A 25,307-nucleotide genomic window follows, 5' to 3' on the forward strand; every position below is an offset into this window, starting at 1 on the left:
ATGCTGTTAGCACCTAGCACCTAGCACCTAGCACCTAGCACCTAGCACCTAGCACCTGTAATCATTCCTACGCGATATAAAATCGCCGCTACACTCTTGCTAACTTGCTAACTTGCTAACTTGCTAACTTGCTAACTTGCTAACTTGCACCTTGTGCCCCTAGACCCTTTCACCTGTATTCTTTTACAATGCATAAAATGACTTAATTTAGAGAATGCGTTGAATTACTTGGCTCACCTTTATTTAGCACAACCGACGGCTGATTCACATTTTGGTAATTTGCTGGGGGATTTTGGTGGGCGTCGATATTCAGCACAGTTACCCAATGCGGTTAAAAATGGCCTTGAAAATCATTATTTGGTTGATAGGTTTACCGACTCACATCCCCTAGTAAAAGAGGCTAAACAGTACTTTTCGCCAGCACGTAAACGCTTTGCAAGCGTCGCAATTGATGTAGCATTCGATCACTTTCTTATTCAGCATTGGCAGCGCTTTAATGACCAACCATTGGCTGATTTCAAACAGCACAGTTATGGTCTTTTAAATGCACGCCAAGCCATGATGCCTTCACGCATGCAGCAAGTTGTGACCAGTATGACCAACAATGATTGGTTTAAAGAATATGAAACACTCGATGGGGTCGGCCTTGCCCTTGATAACATCGCCAAGCGTATTCGCTTTGCCAACAACTTTGCAGGGGCCGCTGACGATATTGCTCGCCACTATCAACAATTAGACGCGGTGTTTTTAGCGTTTTTCCCCGAGCTGGTTGAGCATGTGAAGCAAATGGGAGTGGAAAAGCTAAAGCTTTAAGCCGGTAGGTTGGGTAGAACGGAGTGAAACCCAACAAGTTAGCGAGTTACAAGGGGAAAGAGTAAAGGGGAAAGAGTAAAGGGGAAAGAGTAAAGGGGAAAGAGTAAAGGGGAAAGGTACGAGTTCCGAGGGACGAGATACGAGACGTTTTAACGCAGCACTGGTAGCAGCGGGTTTACCCCGCGTTCTCAGAATAAAAATACCCAAGTTAGCGAGTTGCTAGGGGAAAGAGTAAAGTTAGTGAGTTACTTGACACAGATTGTAAGTTGTCTAGGGTTGCTAACTTGCTAACTTGCTAACTTGCTAACTTGCTAACTTGCTAACCCGCAACTTATCCCATTTAATCGTCTGGGCCTTTTAGGGTAAATACTAAGTGCTTGCGCATGTCTTTTAAAATCACGCCTTTTTTTAGCATTGCGCCACTAAGGCGCTTTTGCCATTTTAATAGCTCTGGGGTCGCTGCATCGAGTGATTGTTGGTTTTCAAATTGAAAACACAAAAGCAATGAGCCTGGGAATAAGTGGTATTCCACATCAAACCAGCATTGCAACATACCTTCGAGCTCTGCGCGACCTTGCTCTTCAAGGGTGTCGGCAACATTTAATACAAGGGCTTGCTGTTTTAATTGTACTTTAGAAAGCTTTTTCATTTAAAAACCAAAATCGAGTCGAAAAGTCGATTATAACTAAGCTTTGATTGCAGCAACAACTTCCTTGTTGTTTAAAACCCTTGATTCCTGAACGGCTGCTTGCCATTCACTAAGCAATAAAGTCGAGGGTTACGAGTAGCCGTTTTTCGCCAGCAACAAGTGCTGGTGAGCGATGTACAAGGCCTTTGCCTTCGTTATTTTGCCAAGTTTCGCCTTTAAGCAGTGCTACGTCACCGACATTAAGAGAGTGGATTTTAGTATTTGCTGTCATTAACCCAGACTCTTCATCGCTTAATCCTTGATGCCCTGCGCCAAGTTTTGTGCGATCAAGTCCTGCATTTTGCAACCACTGTGAACCACTTCCACAATAGGTACTGACTAACCGGCAAGGAACTCTGTCAACATGAAAACGTGGGCACATGGCGCGTTCCAGTACTCTTAGGCGTAATCCGGTGCGCTTTAATTCAAATAAATAACAAAACATATCAACTAACTTTGCCAAATCAGCTTTTAGCTCCTGCGCTGATGGGCGTTTTTCGAGGGCTTTATCAATGTCAGTTCGAATAGAGTCTTCGTTGATCACCGCGTTAATACTGAGATCAGGATTGGCTGCAATACTCTCGGCTACCTCTGCTTGCAGCTGCTCTGATAAGCTGCGCTGCCAAATTGCAATGTTATGCTCTGGTTTATAAATTTGCGAAAACACCACAGGGCTTAATGCCGTTGCTACTGTTGTTGGGAGGTTATCAGTATCATGTTCAAATGCGTAAGCTGTCATTATGCTTCCTCCCAAACAGGAAATGGATCGGGCAGGGTTTGCCAAAGCGCTTTGCCTGCTAATAGTTCATCGTCGCTGAGTAAGCAGTTATCGAGAGCTTGAATGATCGCTGCTTGATTGAGGTTTTGACCAATAAAAACCAGCTCTTGGCGCATATCACCGAAGGGTTCTTGCCATACTTGGTTAATTGAATCTAAGTAGTCGCTATCTGTTGGCCACTGATCTTTCGATAAGGCTTTCCAAAATATCCCGCCAAAACCATAGCGGGCTATGCCGCCAGCTTGATTCCATTGGCAGGCAAATTGTGGTCGAGAGGCTAACCAAAAATAGCCTTTGGAGCGAAGTAATTTGCCTTCGCGTTGATTGTTATGAATAAAGTTATAAAATTTTTCAGGGTGAAAAGGGCGACGGGATTGGTAAGTAAAGCTGCTAATGCCGTATTCTTCGGTTTCTGGGATATGCTCGCCGCGCAGTTCTTTTAGCCATCCAGGTGCTTGCTGGGCTTTTTCAAAGTTAAACAGGCCCGTGCCCAAAATTGTGTTGATATCAACTTTGCCATTCTCAATAGCAATAAGCTCTGCAGAGGTATTTAATGAGCTTAAAATGGCTTTTAAACTCTCAAGTTCATCGGCGCTAATTAGGTCTGTTTTACTAATTAAAATGATATCGGCAAACTCAACTTGATCGATGAGTAAGTCGGCAACGCTTCGCTCATCTTCATCGCCTAAATGCTCGTTGGTTTCTTGTAAAAATTTGGCTTCGTTAAAGTCGTTTAAAAAGTTAACGGCATCAACGACCGTGACCATGGTATCAAGCCTTGCAACATCAGACAGTGATACCCCATCTTCATCGGCAAAGGTAAATGTTTCGGCAACCGGAAGGGACTCTGAAATACCGGTTGACTCAATAACCAAATAATCAAATTGGCCCGTTTGTGCTAAAGCGCGTACTTCAATGAGTAAGTCTTCACGTAGTGTGCAGCAGATACAGCCATTGCTCATTTCTACTAGTTTTTCTTCGCCGCGGCTAAGCGAAAAATCGTTTTTAACTGTTGCTGCATCGATGTTTATTTCGCTCATATCATTGACGATTACAGCCACTTTTTTGTCTTCACGGTTATTTAAAATATGGCTGAGCACAGTGGTTTTACCTGCGCCTAAAAAGCCAGAGAGCACGGTGACGGGAAGTTTGCTCATAGTAGTGACCCTTAATAAGATTAAACAAAATATGCTAAATGTTTTGTTATAATATATCAATTGGGTGTCATTTAGGAATAGTAATCGTTGTTCGAGTAAGACTATTTGGCAGTGTACGAATAGGTACAGCTGACTTAGTCTTTAGCTAATCAACTGCTTATTAAGGATTTATATGCGATTAACCAAACTGTTGCCGCTTTTTATGGCGTGTTTGCCTTATACGTTATCGGCAGAGGAGGTGCTAGCACCTGAGTTCCCTGAAGCTATTCAAGAAATTTACCCAGCAGTCATGAATCAACAGATTTGGGTTGCAGGGGGTATCTCTACCGAGCTGCCAGCATCAGCGGGTAAGATGACCGCAAAAGTCCATTTTTGGTCACCCGAGTATGCAAGTTGGCAATCAGCCCCGAGTTTGCCTGAAGGGCGTCATCACACGTATTTAATTGCTGTAGAAAACAGATTATTTGCCTTTGGTGGTTTTGTTAATAGCCAAGGCCAATGGACCAATAGCCGTGATGTGTTAATGCTCAATGAAGGCGCTGACGCATGGCAAAAGGTGGCGAGTTTACCTTTTGCGTTGAGTGAAACGGTTGGCGCAGTGCTTAATGGTAAAGTGCATTTAGCTGGTGGCCGCAGCCCACACAGTGAAAAAAATGGGCAATGGCAGCATAGTTTAGATGTGAGTGCGCATTTAGTTTTTGAGCCTAACAACTTCACATTTACAGAAGCCGCGCCATTACCTTCAGCGAGAAACAGTGCGGCAAGTGCACAAGTAAACGGCCGTTGGTTTGTGTTAGGTGGCAGAACCGTTGGCGGCGAGCCTATCACTGACATGCTCGAATACTTACCCGAAAAAGACACTTGGCAAGCACATGCAGCACTCCCTAAAGCACGAGCAGGGCATGCCGCAGCGGTTATTGATAATGCTATCACTGTGTTTGGCGGTGAACATAGCCAAGGAGTTGACCGTGAGGTTTTTAGTTATGATCTAACCAAGCAGCAATGGCGAAAAACTTTCGAATGGCAAACACCTCGTCACGGTTTAGGAGCCGTTACGTTAAACGGCCAAATTTGGCTAGTGGGTGGTGCCACAAAGGTAGGACTTTCTGAAACGAGCCGTGAAGTTAATAATGCACAAGTGATGATAGATAATTTGAAATAGTTTAATTAGCCCCGAGTAGTGCTTTTGCTAAACGGGGCCGATTTTTTACTTCATTATTTGGTTAATCTTTAAAATAAAGTCAACATCGTTGTTCAGTTTAAAATGATAGCTATCATTTGTTTTTATAACCTTAGATAGGAATATGTTGTTATCTATAAACGATAAATCCATTACTTTATCAAAATTTTCAGAGTTATAAATTGCAGAGTATGTAACTATTAAATGGTTTTCTTTATCAACGTATAATATGGATGTATCATTGAATTTGTGTATTACATAAGATGGATCATAAAGATCCAATATGCGTGTAGGGGTATAAATTCTACCTTCTTCTTCTGAAACTAAAAAGAAGTTGTTATTGTTATATAATTCAGAATTATAAACATACTTTTCATTTGAGATAGCTGAATTATCTAGTAAAGTAAACTCTTGTATTTTAGATTCATCATAATGTATTGTATTAGCTAGGATGTATATGCTGTTGTTTGATAATGGGTTAGGTAGGACTCTATGAGTTAATGCGAACTCACTATTCTCAAATACGGTGCCTTGCTTAGTAGAAAAAGTATATTGTTCGATTATAGCGCTTCCTGTTTTTTGTTTATAGTTTACGTCATTGCAATAGTTATCAATGCTATTTATTGTCATGAATGCATTTGGATATTCATCTAAAAGTTCATAGGTATCAATATCAACTTTAATGTGTTTCTCTCGGTAATCCTGTTCCAGAATGAGGTATTTATTTTGTTTGTCGTAACAAAGTCTTCCAAAAGAATTATGTCCATGAAATACATTAGTGATTTTACCCTGCTCATTTTTTTCTAACCAAGTGCTACTATTGGATGATAAAAATATATTTTTTGTTGGTAGGTATGTACCAAGGCCATAGCTAAATTCGCCTCGATTAAATCGGTCATAGGTGAATTTGTATATATTATGATCTATGGAAAACTTACTACCAACTTGAACTGTAATGCCAATTACATTGTCTTCTTCATTTTTTGGCGGTTTTATAATTAACTTATTATCTAAAACTTCAAAAGTAGCAGAGCCAGTTGAAGCGAAGTAGTTTTCAAGGTTGAATAAATCTATATATGCTTCATCAATTATTTTATTATAAGTGAGTTCTAATTGCTGTGAATCATCAAAAATATTGAATGTATCTTCATTGCTTTCAATAATGGTAAGGGGGGTTATCCTTTGAGTATTATCGGTTAATTCTTTATTTCCTTTTAAATACCAAAGAGTGTCGGTATCAAATAAGTCATATATTAGAGCATAGCCTAGAATATTTTGATTATATAATAAGCTCATTTCAAAATTGTCAGCGACTCCAACTACTAAATTGTTTTCGTTATTAATTGATGTTCTTCCTGTTGGTGAACCGCCGGCTAGACTAATTTCGTAATTACTCTCCATTTGCCAAGTTGTGTTATCAAAACCAGACAAAAATTGACCTTCTAAGGTCATTTTATAGCTTTCTCCATTATAATTTGTATCACTTTCTTCGAAGCTTTGAGAGATGTTGGTATTAGTTAGTGAATCATAATTATTTGTAATAATAGGAGCGTAGAAAGATTCTATTATAATTTCACGATTGCGATAACCATCAGTATTTATATTATATTCATTAGTATTCCATTCTTGCTCTGATGTTAATGCAAACTCAAATTCAATGAAAACCTGTGGTCTATTTGGGAGGGGCTCGGAAATACTCAATACACTATGAGTTACATCCAAGCTATATTTTACCACCCCTGGTTTCCGATAGTCATTTAGGTTGGAATCTGTAGTGCTTAATATTTCGTAATTAAGAGTAACTTGACCATTAGCATTAAACCTTTCTTGTTCGTAACTTTTGTTCGGGAAATAAGTTAGTAAGCAGTTCTGAAAGTCTAGAACTAATTGACCTTTTGAAGGGGTTGTTGATGAATGATTCCAAGCAACCTTACCGTTGTTTTCACAGGTTCGGTAATTAATAATGTCATTAGATAAGTAAAAGTAATTAAACTCAGCACTGATAATGTCACTGATTTGTAAAGCACCCTCGGCTAAACTCATTGCACCTAAGAGGAGTATGATTGATTCATCATCTGTGTAGTCATTCTCTGGTTGAATTGAAATATTATTATTCGATGAATCGTCTGAGATTTCAGTGCCACCGCCTCCACCGCCGCAACCGAAAAGTAAGAGTAAAACGCAAAGGGTAAAGAGTATTTTCATTGTTATATCCCTATATTAAATTATTTATTCTATATTGTTGTTATTTCAGGTTCAATAAGAATACTTTCCTAACAAAAAAAGCCTCCTTAAGGAGGCTTTGGGTTAGGCTCATCACCTACAACAACATAATTGCTTAGAAGGTTCCGCGAATACCTACGAAGTATTGGCGACCTGTAAAGTTGGTTGTCGCAATGATTGATTCGTCGTTATTAAAGTAACGGTCGAAACGCTCATTGGTTAAGTTGGTCACGTTAAAGGTCAATGAATAGTTGTCATTGATTTTGTAAGACGTACTTAAATCAAGCTGTTGGTAGTCGTTTACATGACGAGGACCAGCGAAGAAACCAAATGAAGGTTCTAGTAAGTATTTCTCACGGTAGTTGTAAGATAAACGTACTGACGCAGGGCCTTTTTCATAGTAACCAACTAAGTTATATACATTTTTAGATAAACCAGTGTAGCTGAATGTTTGACCTTCAAAGCCATCACCAAAGTCAGTGTCACTGTCTGTGTAAGTATAGTTTGCTAACATACCTAGGCCATCGAATGGTGCTGGTAAGAAGTCAAAAGTGGTTTGGAAGCTAAGCTCAGCACCATTAATTGTTGCCGATGCCGCATTACGTGGACGATCTACCGATGCCCAATCAATTCCGGCAATTGTTTCTGGTGAGCTTGAGTTAAACACAAAGCCATCAATGTCTTTTTGGAACAAAGCAACACTCGCTAAACCTGTATCGTTGAAATACCACTCAAGTGATAAGTCGAGTGAATCAGACTCAAATGGTTCTAGAGCTGGGTTACCCGCAGAGCCTGTGAGTGTGGTGGTGCTAAAAGTAAAACGCGGCGATAACTGCGAAAGCGTAGGGCGCGTTACTGTTTTGCTAGCCCCAAAGCGTAAGTACACTTCGTCAGTTAATTCAGCATTTAAGCTTAAGCTTGGTAACACATTGGTGTAGCTACTGCCTGTTGAGCTGGTTTCACCCACCACATCGAAATCACCGGCACTGCGGATAACGATTTCAACTGGCAATGCACCTGTTGCTTCAACGTCGGTTGTTACCGCACGTACACCCACATTACCTTTAACTGGAATATCGGCAACATCAAAGGCCATGTTCGCTTTTACGTACGCTGCTGCAATATCTTCTTCAACTTTAAACGAGCTGATACTATCGAATTGTCTTTCAACACCGTATTTATTGTGGAAATCAACCGGATCACCAATTACAAAGCTGCGGATAACATTAGCGTTTGGTGCTTCACCTAAAAAGTCATCAACCGGGAAATCAAGTAGGTTAATTGCTGAAGTAGGTAATACTGCTGGTACGCCATTTGAACCAGTAAAACTGTTGCCTACATAGGCTTTGATTTCTTTTGAGCGCTGAGTATAACGTACACCTGTTTCTAGACTTGTGATGTAGTCATTGTCTAAGAAATACTTAGCATCAACAGAAAACGACAGAGATGTATCTTTTACGTCACGTGCATTGGAGTTACCAAATGCCACTCGGAAGTTATCTGGGTCATTTAAGTCGGTGCCTGTAACATAAAGGTCAGGAATGCCGTTATCTGGGTTACGTGCATCATACACTACATCAGCAAACGCTTGTAACAGCACACTTTTAAGGTCGCGAGATTGCTCACCTTTAGAGTAACCAAGATCAAAGTCGAGGATCCAATCTTCATTCGGTGCCCAGTTTACATGAGTGCCCACGGCAAGTGTGTCTGATTCCATCTTCGTTAATTCAGATACGCTTCTAAACTGAGTTTGCGGTGCAACGGCATAAACCAGGTTATCGTTTTCTACCACAGCTTCGGTTACGAGGAATGGGAAAATACCGCCAACACCACGACCATTCGGGTCATTTAGGTCGGCTGCAACCCACAGGCTCGGGTCTTGTGGACCACGGAATTGGAAACGAGCAGGTAACTGTAATGCTGTTTCATCTACATCGAATGTTGCATATAAACCATCGAAGGTAATGTTAAGCTCATCGCTAGGTTGAAATTCAATTACAGCATTTAAACCAGTACGAGTGCGCTCATCACCATAGTATTGAGTCAGCGGTTCGATAGGGTAAAGAGAGTTAGGGTAATCGATACTGCCATCATTCGTACCACCTGGCACTGTGGCAAGATCAGGGCGAATTTCAACACCATCCCCCGTACCTGGGCCAAAGTTTACATTACCCCAAGAGAAGTATTCGTCTTCACGGGTTTGACGTTCTGAGTACGTGACACCAACCAGTACGCCAAGTTTTTCATCGTCTGATTTCCAGTTCACAATGCCTGAAAGACGTGGGTCGGTTGAATCTGGCAGCTCACTGTATACACCTTCGGCTGACCAAGCACCAGAAAAGCCAACTTCATCTGCATCCAGTGGTTTGCGGGTTTTAATGTCTGCATTACCACCAATACCGCCTTCTAGTTGATCTGCTGACACTGTTTTATAAACGTCTAACTGACCAATAAGCTCTGAGGGCAACACATCTAAAGAAAACTGACGGCCAATGCTACGGCCAGATGCTAAAGAGCGACCATTTAAAGTAACCTGCGTAAAATCAACAGGTAAGCCACGAATTTGTACATATTGCCCACCTAGTCGACCATCGGTACTACCATTGGTACCGCCATTTGGGCTACCGCGAGGACGGTCAATTGAAATACCTGGAACACGCTGCAAAGACTGCGCGACGTTTTCATCAGGGAATTTACCCATATCTTCAGCGGCAATTGAGTCGAGAATTTTGTCAGAGCCACGCTTGGTTGCGATAGCTTCTTTTAAACTTAGTCTCACACCGCTGACAGCGATTACTTCAATATCATCTTGTGCAACATCCTTAGCTGTACTGCTTTCCTCTGCCATTGCTGTGCTACCCATCAGGGATAAAGCAACAGATAAGGCTATTTGGCTTTTGGTGAATTTCATCATATTGACCCCCATCGCTCTTGGCGAATTATTCTCGTGAATGTTCAAATGTCCATTCAGTGATATATAAAGACTAAAAAACCGTCAACGCGCTTTGCAGTCTGCGTTATCTAGATTTCTTAGTTAAAATTTCGCCAAGAATGATGTTTTATAAATGAAACAAAATGGTTGCTATTGTGTTAATTGTTATTTTGGGAAAATTCCTAAAATAGTATTAATAAGCTAGGCATTCACCAAAAAAACTGCTGATGCCAAAAGGGTAAAAATAGGCATTTAAATTTGTACGATGGCGGGATCATTAGGAAAAAAAACATCCTTTAGGCCTCTTCGTCAAAGCCCATTTTCTGTGAAATAAGGTGTGAGGTTTCTTTTAACTTTTTTATCACATGTTCAAAATCTGCATTACGCGATTCGTCTCGGTACATAAGAATTGAGGTGAGCAGTACAGCGACAGCATTATGATAATAATCGAAAATAGGCACGCCAATATCATATACGCCAGCGAGAACTGGGCTTGGCATGGCTTCGTGACCTTGTTCTTTTACGCGTAGCCAAATATTTCGCAGTGCCATTAAATCGAGGGATAATTCGGGATGATTTTCTTGGTAGGCTTTGAGCATTCGTTCACGGTTATCGTACGATGCAAACGCTAATAGCACATGGCCTGCACAGTTATCGGTAAGGGGTCCTCTTCCTCCAACAGGTAGGGTTAAGCAGTTACTGTTAGTGTCGTAATCTTGATGCGATAAAATTAATCCACCACCATCTGAATACACCACTAAGTGACAAGATTGTTGAATGTCACTACACAGCTCTTGAATGATAGGGAAGGCAACATTATTCAGGTGGTGAACTGGTGCGTAGCGATGCGTAAGCCGATAAAGCTTAAGTGAGAGTCTATAAACACGTTCAGTTTGAAAAAACTCAAGGTAGTGGAGGTCATTTAGAACCGCCACCATACGAAAAATTTCAGCTTTTGATTTCCCTAATGAGTCAGAAATTTGTGTCAGATTTAACCCTTCCGGGGTTCTTGCGAGTAATTCTATTATCGCCATGCCTTTCTCAAGAGCGGGCGCTTTATATTTAGTTTCTTTCTCTGTCATTGGGTACTTCTAATTACTTATTCTTAGCTTAAAACCTTATACATAAGTGTAGTCTCAAAGAACACTTATGCACTGAAATATCACCTGAACTTGGTAATAAAGTAGTTTGTATATCCCAACTGTTTTGATTTGGTCAATAAACCGTTTCTGATTTTTATTTAAAAATTAAGTAGTTGAAGCCATTTCCAAATAATGATTTGCGTAAAATTTTTGTTACCAAAGTGAGTGAATATGCCGCCTCTCGGTAATTAAGGTTTTTTAACGTACAGCTAATTAGAGTTTGAACAAATTGAAGATTGTTTTGTATGTAAAACCCATGTTGAGCCGAATTTCATAAAAAAAATCCCCTTCACAAAGCGCAGACAAGTGATTGACTGTTTAAGCGCAAGGTAACTAACGTGAGTTATTAACGTGCCTTGTAGGAATAAAATTGTGAAAGTAGGAATTTGTGGTTTAGGTGACCGATTAAGTTATGTTGCCAAAGTGATGCATGAGCTTATTCCAAATTTTGATTTGGTAGCATATGCCGACCCTGAGTCTGTAAAAGTTGAGTACATGCAGTCGCATGGTATCTCGATGCGCGCTTATGACGAACTTGCAGATATGTTGCAAAATGAGCAGCTTGATATGTTGATGATTGGCTCTCCAAATCATATGCATTTAGAGCACCTACGACTCGGCATTGAAGCAGGGTTACTCATTTTTGCAGAGAAACCTATTGTAATGTCTGAGCAACAGACCTACGACGTACTCGAGCTTATCGCTAAACATAATGCCTTCGATAAAATTTTAGTGGGTATGGTGCTACGTTATGCGCCTTTATATAAAGATTTAGTCGCGGCTTTATCATCTAAATTACTGGGTGAAATCACCAGTATTGAGGCATCAGAGCATATTCCGCCAGAGCATGGTGCGTTTTTTATGCGAGACTGGCGCAGACATCAAGGGCTATCGGGCGGCTTCTTATTAGAAAAATGCTGTCACGACTTAGATCTTTATCAGGGCATTGTGAAAAGTCGCCCAGCTAAACTTGCCAGTTTTGGCGGTCGAAGAACCTTCACGCCTGAGAACAAGCACTTAGGCAAGCATCCTGTCTATCATCAGCGCAAGTCGCGCTGGAATGGCATAGATGAAGTGTTTGATAACGATTCTGAGCTGGTGGATCACCAAACTGCACTGATTCAATATGAAAATGGCATAAATCTGAGTTTTCATACTAACTTAAATGTACCGAACGATTACCGACACTTTAGTGTATTTGGCACACTCGGTATGGCTGAAGGTGACTTTGTGCGTAACTATTTCAAAGTGCATGACTGTATTACCTCAGGGGCATTGATTGATAAAACGTACTTACACGATGATTCAATTTCGATGCACTATGGCGCTGAAGAAGAAATGGCGGCAGATTGGATTGCCTTTTTTGAAAGGGGGACTCCTTTGCCGGTATCCATTGTAGATGCTTTACAGGCGGGGCTAACCGCCATCAAGTTAGATGAAGCTAGGCAAACAGGTTCGATTATCGATATGACAGAAACATGGAAAAAATTTGATAGCTACCTAAATAAAAATTAAAACATATTGGGGGATTCACATGGTCTTAATTGATTGGTTAATAGTTGCATTTTATGTAGTAGCAGCGGTTGTTATCGGGATGCTCTTTACAAAAAAGGCCAGTGAAAGTACGGCTGATTTTTTTGTCGCAGGGCGTTCTTTACCCTGGTATATCGCAGGCACATCCATGGTGGCCACCACCTTTTCATCTGATACACCCTTGTTTGTAGCAGGGGCTGTACGAGAGCAAGGCATTTACGCAAACTGGATTTGGTGGGTGAGTGTAATTGGCGTGATTATTTCGGTGTTCTTCTTTGCTAATTTGTGGCGAAGATCAAAAGCACTCACCGAAATTGAGCTAATTTCACAGCGTTATGATAAGAGCTTAGCCACTGATTTTTTGCGAATTTTTAAAGCTATTTTTGATGGTGTATTTGTTAACTGTATTATCATTGCCTCGGTGACTCTCGCTATGTCGAAAATTATTGTGGTGATTTTAGGACTCTCCCCCGAACCCTTGTTCGACATTCCTCTGTTTGGTGCCATTACAGCGACCACGCTTATTTTGATTGTGCTAGCTGTTGCAGCGGTCGTGTATACCGCGATGTCTGGCTTATATGGTGTTGTGTATACCGATTTAATTCAGTTTGCTTTAGCCATTGTCGGCTCTGTGGTATTAGCAGTTATCGTTTATGTCGACTTACAAGATCACGGTGGCATCGTTGCTGCGGTAGAGGCCTCTCCTGGGTTTAATAGCGATACATTAAAAATGATCCCCGATTTTGAATGGGATCTTAAAACTGCGACTTTTGTTATTTTAGTGTGTATCGGCTGGCTAAATTACGCGCCCGGGTTTGGTTTTTTCTTACAACGCACACTGGCTGCCCGTAGTGAAAAAGATGCCATGTTAAGCTTATATTGGTTTGCTTTTTGCCATTTAGTGTTAAGAAGCTGGCCTTGGATCATCGTGGGTGTTGCCTCACTGGTTTACTTTCCGTCGTTGGTAGATGCAGAGCAATCATACCCAATGATGATCGATGAGTTTTTACCTGTTGGCTTAAAAGGCATTATGGTTGCCTCTTTACTTGCTGCTTTTATGAGTACCCTTGATACTCAGCTGAACTGGGGCTCGTCTTATTTAGTCAATGATGTTTACGAGCCTTACTTAGTAAAAGGCCGCGAAAAAGCCCATTACATCAAGGCAGCTCGCGTCAGTATGTTAGTACTAACTCTTTTTGCGCTGATTGTAACGACCCAACTTGAGAGTATTCTCGGCGCTTATGAATATATTTCGGTAATCATCATTCCAATCTCTGTGGTACTTATTGCCCGCTGGTATTGGTGGCGAATAAATGTGTGGTCAGAAATTAGCGCGCTTATTACAGCTGTTATTGTCGGTAATGCGATGATGTACATACTACCCGATGAAGGCGAGGCTAAGTGGTTTGCAGTGCGTATGCTAGCAACCACGATAACAACCTTGGTTGTGTGCTTAGTTGTTACCTTAATAACCTCAAGTAAAACCCCAAGCCCGAAAACTATCGAATTTTATAGCCGTTTAAAAATTCATGGCCACGGCTGGAAAAAAGTCAGAGATTTAACCGGTATTGAACCGATTGCGGCGGGGATTAAAGATAACGCCATAGCCTGTGTTGCGAGCATTGCGTTTATTTATTCGCTACTGCTCGGTATTGGTAATGCCTTATTTGAAGATTGGCAAACCTTTGGCTATTACTTAATTGTGATTGTGGCCTCTGGTTGGGTTGTAAAGCGTAAAATGCCAAAAGTGATAGCCTCATTAAGGCAAGAAGTATAACAATTTAAACTCCTAGTTGTGTCGCAAGCCATACGTTGTTTTTAAACATGCATCGTATGGCTTTTTTATTAACAAGTTTTGATTGGTAAATAAGAAAATTCATATTGATAAGAATGTTTTATTTTTGAATTACCAATAGTTTTAAAGTGTTAGATATGAAACGAATGAGTGGTAGTTGCTTGTTGTTGTGTAATTTAATTGTTGCTCATTTGTAAATTTAATAAGCTCGTTACATTCTTCGTTTTCATGTGGTTTAGTTGTTATGAATAGTAAAATCCATAAAATCATATCGGGTGTTGCCTTAGCAAGTAGTATTAGTGTGGGTGCTGCCGAGTTACCTAAAGAAGTTAAATGGATGCAAGATGCCAAGTGGGGGATTAGTCATCACTATCTTGCTGGTGGCACGTTAGATAATGCATGGTATCAAATCACAGACTATAACGAGTGGAATAACTACGTTAATGGTTTTGATGTTAACCAATACGCGGATAAAGCAGCCAAACTTGGTTATCGGTATGTAATTTTTACCATTACCCAAAACCGCGGTTACCTGTCGACGACCAGTGATATTTACGATTTGCACTCACCGGCATGTCCAAGTAAACAGATTGCACCGGGTTGTATCACACAGGTTAATTCTAATCAGGCTGATTACACGCCAACCCGTGACCTTGTTCTGGATCTGGCGCTGGCGCTTAAAGCAAAAGGCATCAAGCTAATTGCATATCTACCTTCACACTTAGGTGATAGATGGACGGGCAAAAAAGTGAAAGCGCCATACCCAGACTGGTTTATCAATGGCTTTGTGAGTGAAAGAGCACAAACGTGGGGTGACAATATTGCCGGTTGGTGGTTTGACGGTTGGTATCAAGCCCAAGAGTCGGAGCAAGAACTTGCGGCTAATAATGCTTACCCTGTTGCAGATCAGCTTGCGAAATCAGTGCGTAGTGGTAACCCGAATGCTGTGATCACGATTAGTGATGGTTTTGAGTACAGCTTTATTCCAAACGATCCGCAAAGTAACTACACCCAAGGTGAGCATAATGAACTGCCGCCTATTCCAAAATCAGGTGAAGTAACCACGGCGATCGGTACAAAAGTACAGTGGCATGGCTTTACGTATACCTCACAAGAAGACCCATTATTTGGTGGCTGGGGACAAGTTAAACGCAGCTTAAAATACAGCAATAATGAAGTAGCAAACCGAGTAAAAGACATTGCAAGGGCTGGGGGGGTGACGACCTTAGACGTGGCCATTAATCCAAATGGCAGTTGGTTAGTTGACCGCTTAGTGCAAATTCAAACGGTAGGAAACACGGTAGGCACAACAAGTGATACCACCTATTCAGGCCTCGAGCTGATAAACGATAATGACCCTCGAATTAAATATAGCGAAAATGGCAACTGGGTGAGATCTGAGCAAACTAATACTGGCGAATACCAACAAGATTTGCACATGACAACCGTTAACGGTGCGTCGTTTAGTTATGACTTTAGTGGTTCGAGTATTGTCTTTGCGACTTCGAAAGACATTAACCATGGTGACGTTGAAGTTATTTTAGATGGTAAATCACAAGGCATATTCTCTATTTTCGATGGTAATAACTATCGCCAAGTACAAAGTATTGTGTTTGAAAAACATGATTTAGCAGCGGGAGCGCATACCTTAACAGTTAAAAAAGTGTCGGGCGATGTTATGCCTGTTGATGTAGTGCTCTCGAAAAAAGCCAAGAAAATATATAAAGCCAAATCGCTCTAGCGATATCTAAATCAAGGGTGGATGGGGATCCCCCTTTTTATTCAAGCAAGTTTGAGGTTTTAGTTTTCCTATAAAGCCTTAAGCTTGCTGCTCCATGTTAAACCTATGCTGTGTAATGCTATTCCTTAACTTTCGCCAATAAAACTTGGACAGCTTATAGTTTGTCCTTACATTTCTTTTCACTGTCTGTTAAAAATGATGTTATATTTGTGTTCTTGTTTAAAAGTAATAAAATAATACAAATTAAAATTTAACGATCAGGTTTCAAGATGACATTACAAACAAATAGTCCGTTAGTAGAGCAGCGTGCCGATCCATTTGTGCATAAGCACAGCGATGGTTTTTATTATTTTACCGGTTCTGTACCAACTTATGATCGCATTGAACTTCGTAAGTCTGCGACATTAGAGGGCTTAAAAGACGCTGAAACCTTTGATATTTGGTTTAAACATGACAGCGGCCCGATGAGCCGTCATATCTGGGCGCCTGAAATTCATTACCTCGATGGCAAATGGTATATCTACTTTGCAGCCAGTGAAGAAGATGATATCTGGGCATTACGCCCGTATGTGCTTGAGTGTAAAGGTCAAGATCCGCTAAATGATGAGTGGGTTGAACTTGGCATGATGCAAGCGGCTGAGGGCGATGAAAAGTCGTTCACTGATTTTTCTTTAGATGCCACTATTTTTGAAAATAACGGTAAGCGTTACTTCTGCTGGGCAGAGAAAACTGGCGGACAGTTTGCGGCATCAAACCTGTATTTAGCTGAGATGGAATCACCTATTAAACTAAAAACAGCGCAGTTTATGCTGACGACACCAGATTACGATTGGGAACGTGTCGACTTTTGGGTAAACGAAGGCCCGGCAGTGCTTAAAAATAACGGTAAAATCTTCATTGCTTTCTCTGCAAGCGCAACAGGTGCATGTTACTGCATGGGTTATATGGAAGCCGATGAAAACAGCGATTTACTTGATCGTAACTCGTGGACTAAAACACGTATGCCTGTGCTTGAAACAAGTGTTGAAAAGAACATTTTTGGACCAGGTCATAACTGTTTTACAGTGGCTGAAGATGGTGAAACACCACTGTGTATTTACCATGCTCGTGACTATGAGCACGCAGTTGGTGAACCAAGTGTGGTGCCAAAAACAGACACTCGTCCACTTGAAGAGATTGTAAAAGATCCGCTTTACGATCCAAACCGCCATGCTCGTGTTATGGAAGTAAAATACGACGAAAATGGCCGTCCACTATTTGAACTGTATTAATTTTATAGTGACGTAAATGAAGTTCATAAAGCCACCAACTTAGGTGGCTTTATTGTATGAGAGTTATTTAGCCAGCAATCGCAGGGTACCAGTTTGCCAAAGTCACCCCAAATAAGCCGATTAAGAACACGATTGATATTAGCGTCATCAAACAGGCAGTGCCGATAGTGATAAACGTAATATTTGTGCGAGCTGCATAGCGGACAAGTTCGGCTATTAAAAGTGGTACTAAGTAAGAGCAAAGGCTAACGGCAAGCACGGCAGGCCCTGTAAATGTAGCGGTATCAACGCCTAAGGTGCCAAATACTAAAAACCATGCAAATATCAGTAATCTAAAAAACAACACACCATTAGCCGCAAGGTATAAGCGTATCGCCCAAGTTTTATGCGCGTTGAAGTCACGAGCCCGCGCAGTTTTAACCGCGAATATACTTGATACAATAACCACAAAGCCGCCAAACATCGTCAGTGCATGCATCAAGGTATTACCAACGGTGCCCCTTACTATCATTAAGTACATGCCCGCAAATGAAATACAGCAAGCTAAAACAACAAAGACACGGCCATTGTAACGATGAAATGTTCTGTATTTTGCTCTCAATTTTTCAATCAGCTGTAAGCTTCCGCCAAGGATCATCGCTACCGCAAATAATACATGCACTGCATACATCAAATTCCCTGTGGCATCATTAGCAACATAGGCGGTGTTATTAAGTCGGTTCCAACCTGACAGACCTGTAGTTAACCCTGTCATTCCATAACCAAGAATGAGGTAAATCACAAAGCAAGTTTGCGCCATTAGCAGGCTAATAAACCAAAGTTTTTTACTGTATTCGAGCGCTTTAAAAGGTGTGAGTTTGCTATTTTTGTTAAACATCATCAATTCCATTACATTTTTCTAATGCCGCTAATATAAAGGGCTAGAGCAAGATTTCTTCTCAAATTCGAAATTTGATCAATGAAATATTGTGTTTATTTATGAGAACTCACACAGGGTTTGACACATTCACTAACAAACTCTTTTTGCTATGTTGATTTTGAAAAAGTAAGATTACCTGATTGGTAAATAATTCATCAAACACCCAATTTAAGGTATGCCGAGTTATGCAAAATACTTCCCCTTATTACGTGCTCGTTTTTGTCTGTATGGGGCTCATGCTGCTAAATGGCATGAAAAAAGAGAAGCAGCTTATTCATTATCTGTTTGCTGTATTTTGTGGTTCGCTTTGCATGGTTGGTGTGCAAAAAATCAGTGCGCCAAGTATTGGTGTTTATAGTTATTTGATCGGCTTATTTACCTGCGCAACTTGTAATATGTCTTGGCTTATTTCACGCACTTTATTTCGTAAACACACGCCTATTTCTAAGGTACATATTGCTGTAGCAGGCACTATTGCAGGTTTAATTATGTTCAACCAAACTTGGCATTACTTGGTTAGTGTTGATGTGCAATTTTTCCCGGATAGCCAATTCATGTGGCGTTTAAAGCAAGGTATGGCCGAAATAACGGTGTTGCTATCGTCTAGTATTTTGGTGCTCTCTTTTTGGGAAGCATTACGGGGTTATAAAGAGAAAACACAAACACAAAAGTTGCAGGCAAATATTTTTGCTAGTTGCTACTTTTTAGCGGTATTTAATGCCAGCATTCTGCCTAAGTTTTTATTCAGTGAAAGTGAATTTCAACAATTTGAACCGCTTATAATTACCTCATCTGCATTGTTAATTGTACTTGCAATGCAGTTAGTGATGTTTTTGCAAAAACGTGCCCACAGCAGCGTGCCTGAATCTGATGATATTGAAGTGTTGAACCCTGAAAAGGTAGTGAAAGCTACCAATCAGGCTGAACAATCTGAAAATAATGAGGTAGAGGCTGAGCTTATTACTGGCATAGAAGCACTCATCAATAAGCAGGTTTATTTGCAAACTAATTTGAAAATTTCTGATTTTGCCCAAGCATTAGCAGTACCTGAGTATAAGATCAGCCGGGCTATTCGTTATCATTTTAAAGCCGCAAATTTTAATTTATTTATTAATCAGTACCGAATACAGCATGCGCAAGGGCTGTTACTAAAAGACGAAGCAACTCATTGGAGTATACTCAGTATTGCAATGGAAAGTGGTTTTTCTTCGCTTGCTACCTTCAACCGTGTGTTTAAAAGTATCGTTGGGGTTAACCCAAATGAGTTTCGTAAGCAAAACAACTCATTAGTAGAGCAAAAAATCATAGAGCTTACTGACTAGAAGTTACAGCTGCTTTTGCGTTAAATGCTCTGCAATGACCTCAAACATGGTTTGCACTTCTATTGGCTTGGCTATGTAACCTTGCATTCCTGATTCTTTCGCTTTGGTTAGGTCGGCTTCCATGGTGTTGGCGGTCATGGCGATGATTGGAATATGGGCAAACTTTGACTGCTGTTTAATTTTATTCGCTGCGGTATAACCATCCATTCTTGGCATTTGGCAGTCCATCAAAATACAATCGAATGTGCCTTTTTCTACAGCTTCAATCGCTGCTATGCCATCTTCGGCAATATCAACAACAAAGCCATTTGAGCGCAATATTTGCGATGCGACTTGTTGGTTAAGTGGGTTGTCTTCAACAAGGAGTATTTTTGAGCCTGCGAGCTTTTTAAAGCATGTGTTGTCGACACTGTTATCTTTTTTCGTGGCAATACCCATCACATGCTCGAGGGTTTTTAGTAAGTTTCCTTTAATAATCGGCTTTAATAATATTTCTTCAACGGTTTTATACAGTGTACTCAGCGTGTCTTTAACTTCTTGGTTTTCATAAGATGCGAGGATAATGGTTTTTTTAATGTCGATAGAAAGCTGCTTTTTGAGGTTCTCTAGAATGTTATTTTGTTCGCAGTTTAATACGTGCCAGTCTAAAAAAATAAAGTCGTAGTTGTGACTAATATCACCGTTAGAAAGCTTTTCATCCATGCAATCAATCGTCTGTACATTGATGTCTAATGCATTGAGCATGGTGTTTAAAATAGCTTCAGGTTGGCCGCTTTGCTCAATAATAAGAGCGCGTTTATGTTTGAAAATATCTGTGTCGTGGCTGCTTTGCATAACCGATTGCGAAAATAACACATCAAAACTGAAGCAACTCCCTTTGTTTAATTGGCTTTTAACCTCAATATGACCACCCATAAGCTCGATAATTTTTTTACTAATTACAAGGCCAAGACCTGTGCCACCAAATTTACGGGTTGTTGAAACATCGGCTTGTGAAAAAGGCTTAAACACACTATTAACTTGCTCTTGAGACATGCCAATACCTTGGTCAATGACTTGAAAATTAATACAAATACTGGTATCGGTTTGTGATTTTATTGTCATTTTTAGCGTGACATTTTGCTGGTTTGAAAACTTAATGGCATTGCTCAGTAAATTTAATAAAACTTGATTGAGCCTAAGAGCGTCACCGATTAAAAATTCGGGTATGTCATCGTCAATTTCAAAAATGACTTCGATGTTATTTTTCTCAATTAAGCTACTGGCTAAATTAGCTAGGTTAGCGAGAAAGTCGTTCAAGTTAAAATCACTGTTTTCAAGTTCGAGCTTGTTGGCTTCTATTTTAGAAAAATCGAGAATGTCATTAATAATCCCAAGCAGTGATTTGGCCGACAGTTGGATTTTCTCGACGTAATCATATTGCTTGTCGGTTAATTCAGTATCGAGGGCGAGGTGTGCCATGCCTAAAATTGCATTCATAGGGGTGCGGATTTCGTGACTCATATTCGCTAAAAACATTGATTTAGCTTGGTTGGCAGCATCGGCCATCTCTTTTGCTTTATTCAAATCTTGGGTGCGAAGAATAACTTCTTTTTCTAGATTTTCGGCCGCATGTTTTAGCGTCATATTGGCTTCATATAACTCTAAGGACTTCTGTTCTAACAAGGCTTCGGCTTGTTTTCTAGCCTGGCGCTCTCGTTCTATTCTACGTTTGTAGAGTTCTTCATCCACACTAATCTTCTTTTGTTAGAGTAAAGGTTGCCGACATATGATCAGCGCTTATATCCTTTTTAATCGTAATTTTTTCATTAAATTTTTCACACGCACCTTCAATTAATCCACCTGCTAAACAGGCGAAAGGGTTTCCAGAGCGATAGAACATTTGCATTTTGCGCTCACTAATACGTTTTGTTTCAAAGCTTGGTAACTCAGCGTCGCTATAAAGCTTTTTAACTTCTACATGAACATGGCGGTCGATGGTATCTAAAAAGTCAAACGTAGTTGAAACACTGGTGAAAAAGTGAGGAAAAAGGATAAAAAAACGATTTAATAAATACTTACCATAGTGCGTGGCTAATTGTTCTGCAGGCGTATTGACGTGCTTACTTAACGAAGTAATAAGCATGATCATTTCAGCGTTGTCGTAATTACCAACACTGGTATAGGCCCCATTTGAAGCAAGTGAGTTTTCTTCAATGATTTTGTCTGCCACTTCATAAGAAAATTCATTTTCGACCATTTCTAAAAACTCGGTAAAGACGATACCTTTCATACAGTAGCCCTTCAAAATTTCATACTAAAAGTTTAGATATAAACAGGGATTTTACAATTTATCAGTCACCAACTTTAGTAGAGGTTCTGCCTTTATGAGGCTGATTTATTAAAGCTTGGCAAGCAAACTGAGTAAACGTGGTTATACTTTTTAATACTAATGTACTTTTTATTCTGCTTGGTTTGGTATTTTATGGTGATTGGTGCGAGGCTCAAAAAACGCTTATTACTTGCTTTCACCGCGGCGTGCTTTGCTATTTTGTTGGCGCAAACAATTATTCGGCATTTTTGGATTTTGCCAACGTTTGAAGCGATGACAAAACAAAATGATCGGATTGATATTCAGCGCGTTGAGTCACAACTTCAGCAAGAGATTGATGCGCTGTCAAAAATGGTCTTTGACAGCGCTGCTTGGGATACCATGTATGAAGCTGCACAGCAACGTGATACCCAGTGGTTTAATAGTGACTATGTTATTGCAGACGCATTACAACGATTAGACGTAAATGGTTGGTATTTATATGATACACAGGCAAATATCATCGGCGGTGGCAGTTTTAATAATGATTATAAGCCTTACTCACCAACGATTTTAGAAACCCCAAATTTGTTGATAGAAAACAACCTAATAATCTTATCTGGCGATATAGATAATAGCCAATCTGAGTTAACTCATAAAGTCCGGTTTATTACCATAGATAACACGCCTGCCGTCACCGTCGCTTACAATGTAACGAAGTCCGATGGCACAGGTGAATTTGTGGCGACATTATTGCTTTGGAGCTTTATTGATGAAGACTTTGTCGAAAATCTAACACCAGGGTTAGCAAATGATATTAGCTTTTATGGCACTGATGAAGCACCAAAATATAAGGAACATCTAATTAGGGTGTTTGGTGAAAAAAGGAGTGCAGTCGAGACGACTCAATACAATCGGCGGCTTTACTTAGGAGTCAATGACCAAGCAGGAGACTTACTGTTTGTACTATCTATCGCATCTCGTGAACGGACTTACGACCGAAGCTTGTTTGATAGCTCTCTAATTACCGGTTTATTGATTTCTGGTTCAGTGTTTATTTTGTTTTATTTATATATAAATCAACAAGTTTTAAGGCCACTCAGAAAGCTTTATATATTGGTGAATTCAGCAATACGTAATAACGATTTTAGCGCTCGGGATGAGTATTTTGGTAATAACGAATTGCACCAGCTCGGGCGAGGTATGAATGAGTTATTCACTCTGATAGAAAATCAACGTGCAGAAATACTAGAGCGCCACCAGAAGTTAAAACATATCAGTAATACCGACTCAATGACGACGCTTGCCAATCGTCGGGCATTGGATAAACATTTTGCAATGCTTGCCAGCGATACAGATTTAGCTTCGCAACCTATCTCAATGATTGTCGCCGATATCGATCATTTTAAACTCTACAATGACTACTATGGACATGATCAAGGTGACAAAGCGTTATGTGAAGTCGCCAATCTTCTTAAGGAAAATACCCAGCCAAGTAATCACTTTGTTGCCCGTTATGGCGGCGAAGAATTTGTAATTGTGCTCAGCAATACAGATAAGCAGGAGGCACTCAAAGTGGCTGAAACGCTACGAAACGCTGTTGTAACGGCACAGATTACCCACCAAGGTCGTGCAGACTTAAGCTATGTTACCTTATCGATAGGTGTTGCCAGTAAGGCTGCTAATGAGGCGTTTGATTCAGATAGCTTGTTTAAAATAGCAGATGACGCGCTTTATAAAGCGAAAAAGCAAGGTCGAAATTGCTGCGTTGCTGGGTGGTTTTTAACATTTGTTTACATAAAATAAACATAAATGAGTGCTTTTGGGTACGGATAAATTAAACTATCCCTTTAATAATGTAATTTTATATTACAAATATAATAAAGGAGATAGTCTTGAAGATTTTAAACCAAACTAAACTGTTAGCATTATGCCTACTAGCAGTTGCGTGTTTTGCTCAGAGTGCTGTTCATGCACAACAGTGTAGTGCTATGCCTGAATCTGGCACTGTATATTCCATTATTAATAGAGGCTCTGGCCTTGCACTTGATGTAAATACCAGTGATTCTAGCTCAGCCCCGAATATTATTAGCTACGAATACTGGGGTGGAAATAACCAAAAGTTTCAGCTTATTCAAGAAGCAGATGGCTATTGGATTATACGCTCTAAATTTAACAATAAAGTTCTTGATGTGTTGAACTCATCGCAATCAAATGGTGCAAATATAATTGCTTATGATGATTGGCAAGGGGCTAATCAACGTTGGTTGTTAAAAGCATCTTCATCGGGCGGCTTTAATATCGTCAATAAGTTAACTGGTAAATCTTTGACAGTTGCAGGCTCAAATAATACTGCAAATGTTTATCAAAATGATGATGCTGGGATCAGTTCACAAAGATGGTTTATTAATCCAGTAAATGGCGACTGTGGGACTACCGGAACCACTCCCAGTGACTTAATAGGCTTTGCATCTCAAGCAGGTCAAGATGGATTGAGCACAACGACCGGTGGTGGTAATAACACTGCCATCACAGTATATAGCTGTGATGATTTAAGTACTGCATTGAGTTCTGGCTCTGCTGCGGTTATTCAGGTCCCAGATAACACAGTGATTGATTGTCGAACTGCGAACAGAACGGTACCAGCTTGTCCACTTGATTGTGGTCAATGGGGAGATTACGGTAAAACGTGGTACAGAATTCCCGTTGGTAATCAAAGCTGTAGTGAGTTGGGAAGTAGCTCAAACTCAACCGTGAATGTTACCCGTAATGATAGACGTATCATTGTGCAATCAAATAAAACACTGCAAGGGTTAGGTAAAAACTCGAAAATAATCGGTGCCAGCCTCGTTATTAGCAAGCAGCGAAATATTATTATTAAGAACATTATGCTTGAAGATATTAATCCTGCGCTTGTTGAAGCAGGTGATGCTATTTCAATAGATGATAGTAGTCATGTATGGGTTGATCACATGGCATTTAATAAAATAAGTGATGGATATATTGATGTCGACAATAGTCAAAACGTTACCTTAAGTTGGAATCGTTTTTATGGATATAACCCCCAAGTTTGCGCCAACCAGCATTGGTATACCCATTTATTTAGAAACTCTCAAATAACAGCACATCACAATTTTTGGGATACAGCAGCAGGGCGAAATCCTAAAGTGGATGGCTATAATTCACGCGTGCATATGTTTAATAATTACTGGAAGAACATTACTTATTTCTCAATTAGTGCGGGGAATGGCGCTGAGGTTTTAGTGGAAAATAATTACTTTGAAAATTCAGCAAAACCTCACTGGAATCAAGGCTCTGGTTATTTTAGTGCCTCAGGGAATGTTTACACTGGAAGTTCTGCAACTGATCAATATCGTGATAGCGGAGCAACAGTATTTGGTGATATTCAACTTTACCCATACCGCTTGGATGATCCAAATTCTTTGGGCAGTAAAGTGAATGGCGGAACAGGTCCACAATAACTATCAATTGTGAGTTGGAAAAAGCTCAGCTATTACTTTAT

At 40.2% G+C, this 25,307-nt stretch carries 18 protein-coding genes; 9 read left to right on the plus strand and 9 right to left on the minus strand.

Features of this window, described 5'->3' with window-relative positions; translation table 11 throughout:
• The first annotated feature begins 219 nt into the window (after positions 1-219).
• The gene (locus tag CWC28_RS09665; protein ID WP_105181193.1) at positions 220-813 is read left to right on the plus strand and encodes an acyl carrier protein phosphodiesterase; all 594 of its coding nucleotides are present in this window, start codon (positions 220-222) and stop codon (positions 811-813) included.
• 340 nt (positions 814-1,153) lie between these two features.
• On the opposite strand, the gene CWC28_RS09670 is transcribed toward CWC28_RS09665, so the two are convergent.
• The 3 genes from CWC28_RS09670 to zigA form a co-directional block, all read right to left on the minus strand.
• Entirely contained in the window at positions 1,154-1,462 is a 309-nt protein-coding gene (locus CWC28_RS09670; protein WP_105174744.1) for a hypothetical protein, read from the minus strand.
• Positions 1,463-1,571: 109 nt separating this feature from the next.
• On the minus strand, positions 1,572-2,240 hold the full coding sequence (locus tag CWC28_RS09675; RefSeq protein WP_138625068.1) for a DUF1826 domain-containing protein: 669 nt from the start codon (positions 2,238-2,240) through the stop codon (positions 1,572-1,574).
• Positions 2,240-3,436, minus strand: coding sequence for a zinc metallochaperone GTPase ZigA (gene zigA, locus CWC28_RS09680; RefSeq protein WP_138625069.1), 1,197 nt, complete (start codon positions 3,434-3,436; stop codon positions 2,240-2,242). The genes CWC28_RS09675 and zigA overlap by 1 nt, the downstream gene beginning before the upstream one ends.
• A 172-nt stretch (positions 3,437-3,608) precedes the next feature.
• Here zigA and CWC28_RS09685 point away from each other — a divergent pair, with 172 nt between their 5' ends.
• Entirely contained in the window at positions 3,609-4,598 is a 990-nt protein-coding gene (locus CWC28_RS09685) for a Kelch repeat-containing protein (RefSeq protein WP_138625070.1), read from the plus strand.
• 45 nt (positions 4,599-4,643) lie between these two features.
• Here CWC28_RS09685 and CWC28_RS09690 read toward each other — a convergent pair whose 3' ends face one another.
• From CWC28_RS09690 to CWC28_RS09700, 3 genes are all read right to left on the minus strand, one after another.
• The gene (locus tag CWC28_RS09690) at positions 4,644-6,821 is read right to left on the minus strand and encodes a hypothetical protein (RefSeq protein WP_138625071.1); all 2,178 of its coding nucleotides are present in this window, start codon (positions 6,819-6,821) and stop codon (positions 4,644-4,646) included.
• A gap of 133 nt (positions 6,822-6,954) precedes the next feature.
• Entirely contained in the window at positions 6,955-9,753 is a 2,799-nt protein-coding gene (locus CWC28_RS09695) for a TonB-dependent receptor (RefSeq protein WP_158679716.1), read from the minus strand.
• Between the two features lie 314 nt (positions 9,754-10,067).
• The gene (locus CWC28_RS09700; protein WP_063700483.1) at positions 10,068-10,853 is read right to left on the minus strand and encodes an IclR family transcriptional regulator; all 786 of its coding nucleotides are present in this window, start codon (positions 10,851-10,853) and stop codon (positions 10,068-10,070) included.
• A 432-nt stretch (positions 10,854-11,285) separates the two neighbouring features.
• Between CWC28_RS09700 and CWC28_RS09705 the strand changes: the two genes are divergently transcribed.
• The 4 genes from CWC28_RS09705 to CWC28_RS09720 all read left to right on the plus strand — a co-directional run bounded on the left by CWC28_RS09705 (position 11,286) and on the right by CWC28_RS09720 (position 17,253).
• Entirely contained in the window at positions 11,286-12,428 is a 1,143-nt protein-coding gene (locus CWC28_RS09705; RefSeq protein WP_062565008.1) for a Gfo/Idh/MocA family protein, read from the plus strand.
• A 19-nt stretch (positions 12,429-12,447) separates the two neighbouring features.
• Complete coding sequence (locus CWC28_RS09710; protein ID WP_105181190.1) at positions 12,448-14,223, plus strand: sodium:solute symporter family protein; 1,776 nt, start codon at positions 12,448-12,450, stop codon at positions 14,221-14,223.
• A gap of 262 nt (positions 14,224-14,485) precedes the next feature.
• Positions 14,486-15,982: a hypothetical protein gene (locus CWC28_RS09715; protein WP_138625073.1), complete on the plus strand. Its 1,497-nt coding sequence runs from the start codon at positions 14,486-14,488 to the stop codon at positions 15,980-15,982.
• Between the two features lie 269 nt (positions 15,983-16,251).
• Positions 16,252-17,253: a family 43 glycosylhydrolase gene (locus CWC28_RS09720; protein ID WP_058585593.1), complete on the plus strand. Its 1,002-nt coding sequence runs from the start codon at positions 16,252-16,254 to the stop codon at positions 17,251-17,253.
• Between the two features lie 67 nt (positions 17,254-17,320).
• Here CWC28_RS09720 and CWC28_RS09725 read toward each other — a convergent pair whose 3' ends face one another.
• The gene (locus tag CWC28_RS09725; RefSeq protein WP_249324961.1) at positions 17,321-18,133 is read right to left on the minus strand and encodes a DUF2306 domain-containing protein; all 813 of its coding nucleotides are present in this window, start codon (positions 18,131-18,133) and stop codon (positions 17,321-17,323) included.
• A gap of 224 nt (positions 18,134-18,357) precedes the next feature.
• On the opposite strand from CWC28_RS09725, the gene CWC28_RS09730 reads away from it, so the two are divergent.
• The gene (locus CWC28_RS09730; RefSeq protein WP_240494343.1) at positions 18,358-19,494 is read left to right on the plus strand and encodes a helix-turn-helix domain-containing protein; all 1,137 of its coding nucleotides are present in this window, start codon (positions 18,358-18,360) and stop codon (positions 19,492-19,494) included.
• Positions 19,495-19,497: 3 nt separating this feature from the next.
• On the opposite strand, the gene CWC28_RS09735 is transcribed toward CWC28_RS09730, so the two are convergent.
• Both CWC28_RS09735 and CWC28_RS09740 read right to left on the minus strand, forming a co-directional pair.
• Positions 19,498-21,225 carry a response regulator gene (locus CWC28_RS09735; RefSeq protein ID WP_105174736.1) on the minus strand — a complete coding sequence of 576 codons (1,728 nt, stop codon included), beginning with the start codon at positions 21,223-21,225 and terminating at the stop codon, positions 19,498-19,500.
• A gap of 1 nt (position 21,226) precedes the next feature.
• Positions 21,227-21,766 carry a heme NO-binding domain-containing protein gene (locus tag CWC28_RS09740; protein ID WP_063700472.1) on the minus strand — a complete coding sequence of 180 codons (540 nt, stop codon included), beginning with the start codon at positions 21,764-21,766 and terminating at the stop codon, positions 21,227-21,229.
• Between the two features lie 192 nt (positions 21,767-21,958).
• Between CWC28_RS09740 and CWC28_RS09745 the strand changes: the two genes are divergently transcribed.
• Both CWC28_RS09745 and CWC28_RS09750 read left to right on the plus strand, forming a co-directional pair.
• The gene (locus CWC28_RS09745; RefSeq protein ID WP_171038302.1) at positions 21,959-23,590 is read left to right on the plus strand and encodes a sensor domain-containing diguanylate cyclase; all 1,632 of its coding nucleotides are present in this window, start codon (positions 21,959-21,961) and stop codon (positions 23,588-23,590) included.
• 89 nt (positions 23,591-23,679) lie between these two features.
• Positions 23,680-25,266, plus strand: coding sequence for an RICIN domain-containing protein (locus CWC28_RS09750; RefSeq protein ID WP_138625075.1), 1,587 nt, complete (start codon positions 23,680-23,682; stop codon positions 25,264-25,266).
• Positions 25,267-25,307 lie beyond the last annotated feature (41 nt).

Source organism: Pseudoalteromonas sp. S4492, assembly GCF_005886115.1.
Taxonomy (GTDB): Bacteria; Pseudomonadota; Gammaproteobacteria; order Enterobacterales; family Alteromonadaceae; genus Pseudoalteromonas; species Pseudoalteromonas gelatinilytica.

Coding starts and splice junctions, on each gene's coding strand:
- CWC28_RS09690 (WP_138625071.1), bottom strand. CDS start 6,821: ATGAAAATACTCTTTACCCTTTGCGTTTTACTCTTACTTTTCGGTTGC.
- CWC28_RS09670 (WP_105174744.1), bottom strand. CDS start 1,462: ATGAAAAAGCTTTCTAAAGTACAATTAAAACAGCAAGCCCTTGTATTA.
- CWC28_RS09700 (WP_063700483.1), bottom strand. CDS start 10,853: ATGACAGAGAAAGAAACTAAATATAAAGCGCCCGCTCTTGAGAAAGGC.
- CWC28_RS09745 (WP_171038302.1), top strand. CDS start 21,959: ATGGTGATTGGTGCGAGGCTCAAAAAACGCTTATTACTTGCTTTCACC.
- CWC28_RS09725 (WP_249324961.1), bottom strand. CDS start 18,133: ATGATGTTTAACAAAAATAGCAAACTCACACCTTTTAAAGCGCTCGAA.
- CWC28_RS09685 (WP_138625070.1), top strand. CDS start 3,609: ATGCGATTAACCAAACTGTTGCCGCTTTTTATGGCGTGTTTGCCTTAT.
- CWC28_RS09730 (WP_240494343.1), top strand. CDS start 18,358: ATGCAAAATACTTCCCCTTATTACGTGCTCGTTTTTGTCTGTATGGGG.
- CWC28_RS09720 (WP_058585593.1), top strand. CDS start 16,252: ATGACATTACAAACAAATAGTCCGTTAGTAGAGCAGCGTGCCGATCCA.
- CWC28_RS09740 (WP_063700472.1), bottom strand. CDS start 21,766: ATGAAAGGTATCGTCTTTACCGAGTTTTTAGAAATGGTCGAAAATGAA.
- CWC28_RS09710 (WP_105181190.1), top strand. CDS start 12,448: ATGGTCTTAATTGATTGGTTAATAGTTGCATTTTATGTAGTAGCAGCG.
- CWC28_RS09695 (WP_158679716.1), bottom strand. CDS start 9,753: ATGATGAAATTCACCAAAAGCCAAATAGCCTTATCTGTTGCTTTATCC.
- zigA (WP_138625069.1), bottom strand. CDS start 3,436: ATGAGCAAACTTCCCGTCACCGTGCTCTCTGGCTTTTTAGGCGCAGGT.
- CWC28_RS09675 (WP_138625068.1), bottom strand. CDS start 2,240: ATGACAGCTTACGCATTTGAACATGATACTGATAACCTCCCAACAACA.
- CWC28_RS09715 (WP_138625073.1), top strand. CDS start 14,486: ATGAATAGTAAAATCCATAAAATCATATCGGGTGTTGCCTTAGCAAGT.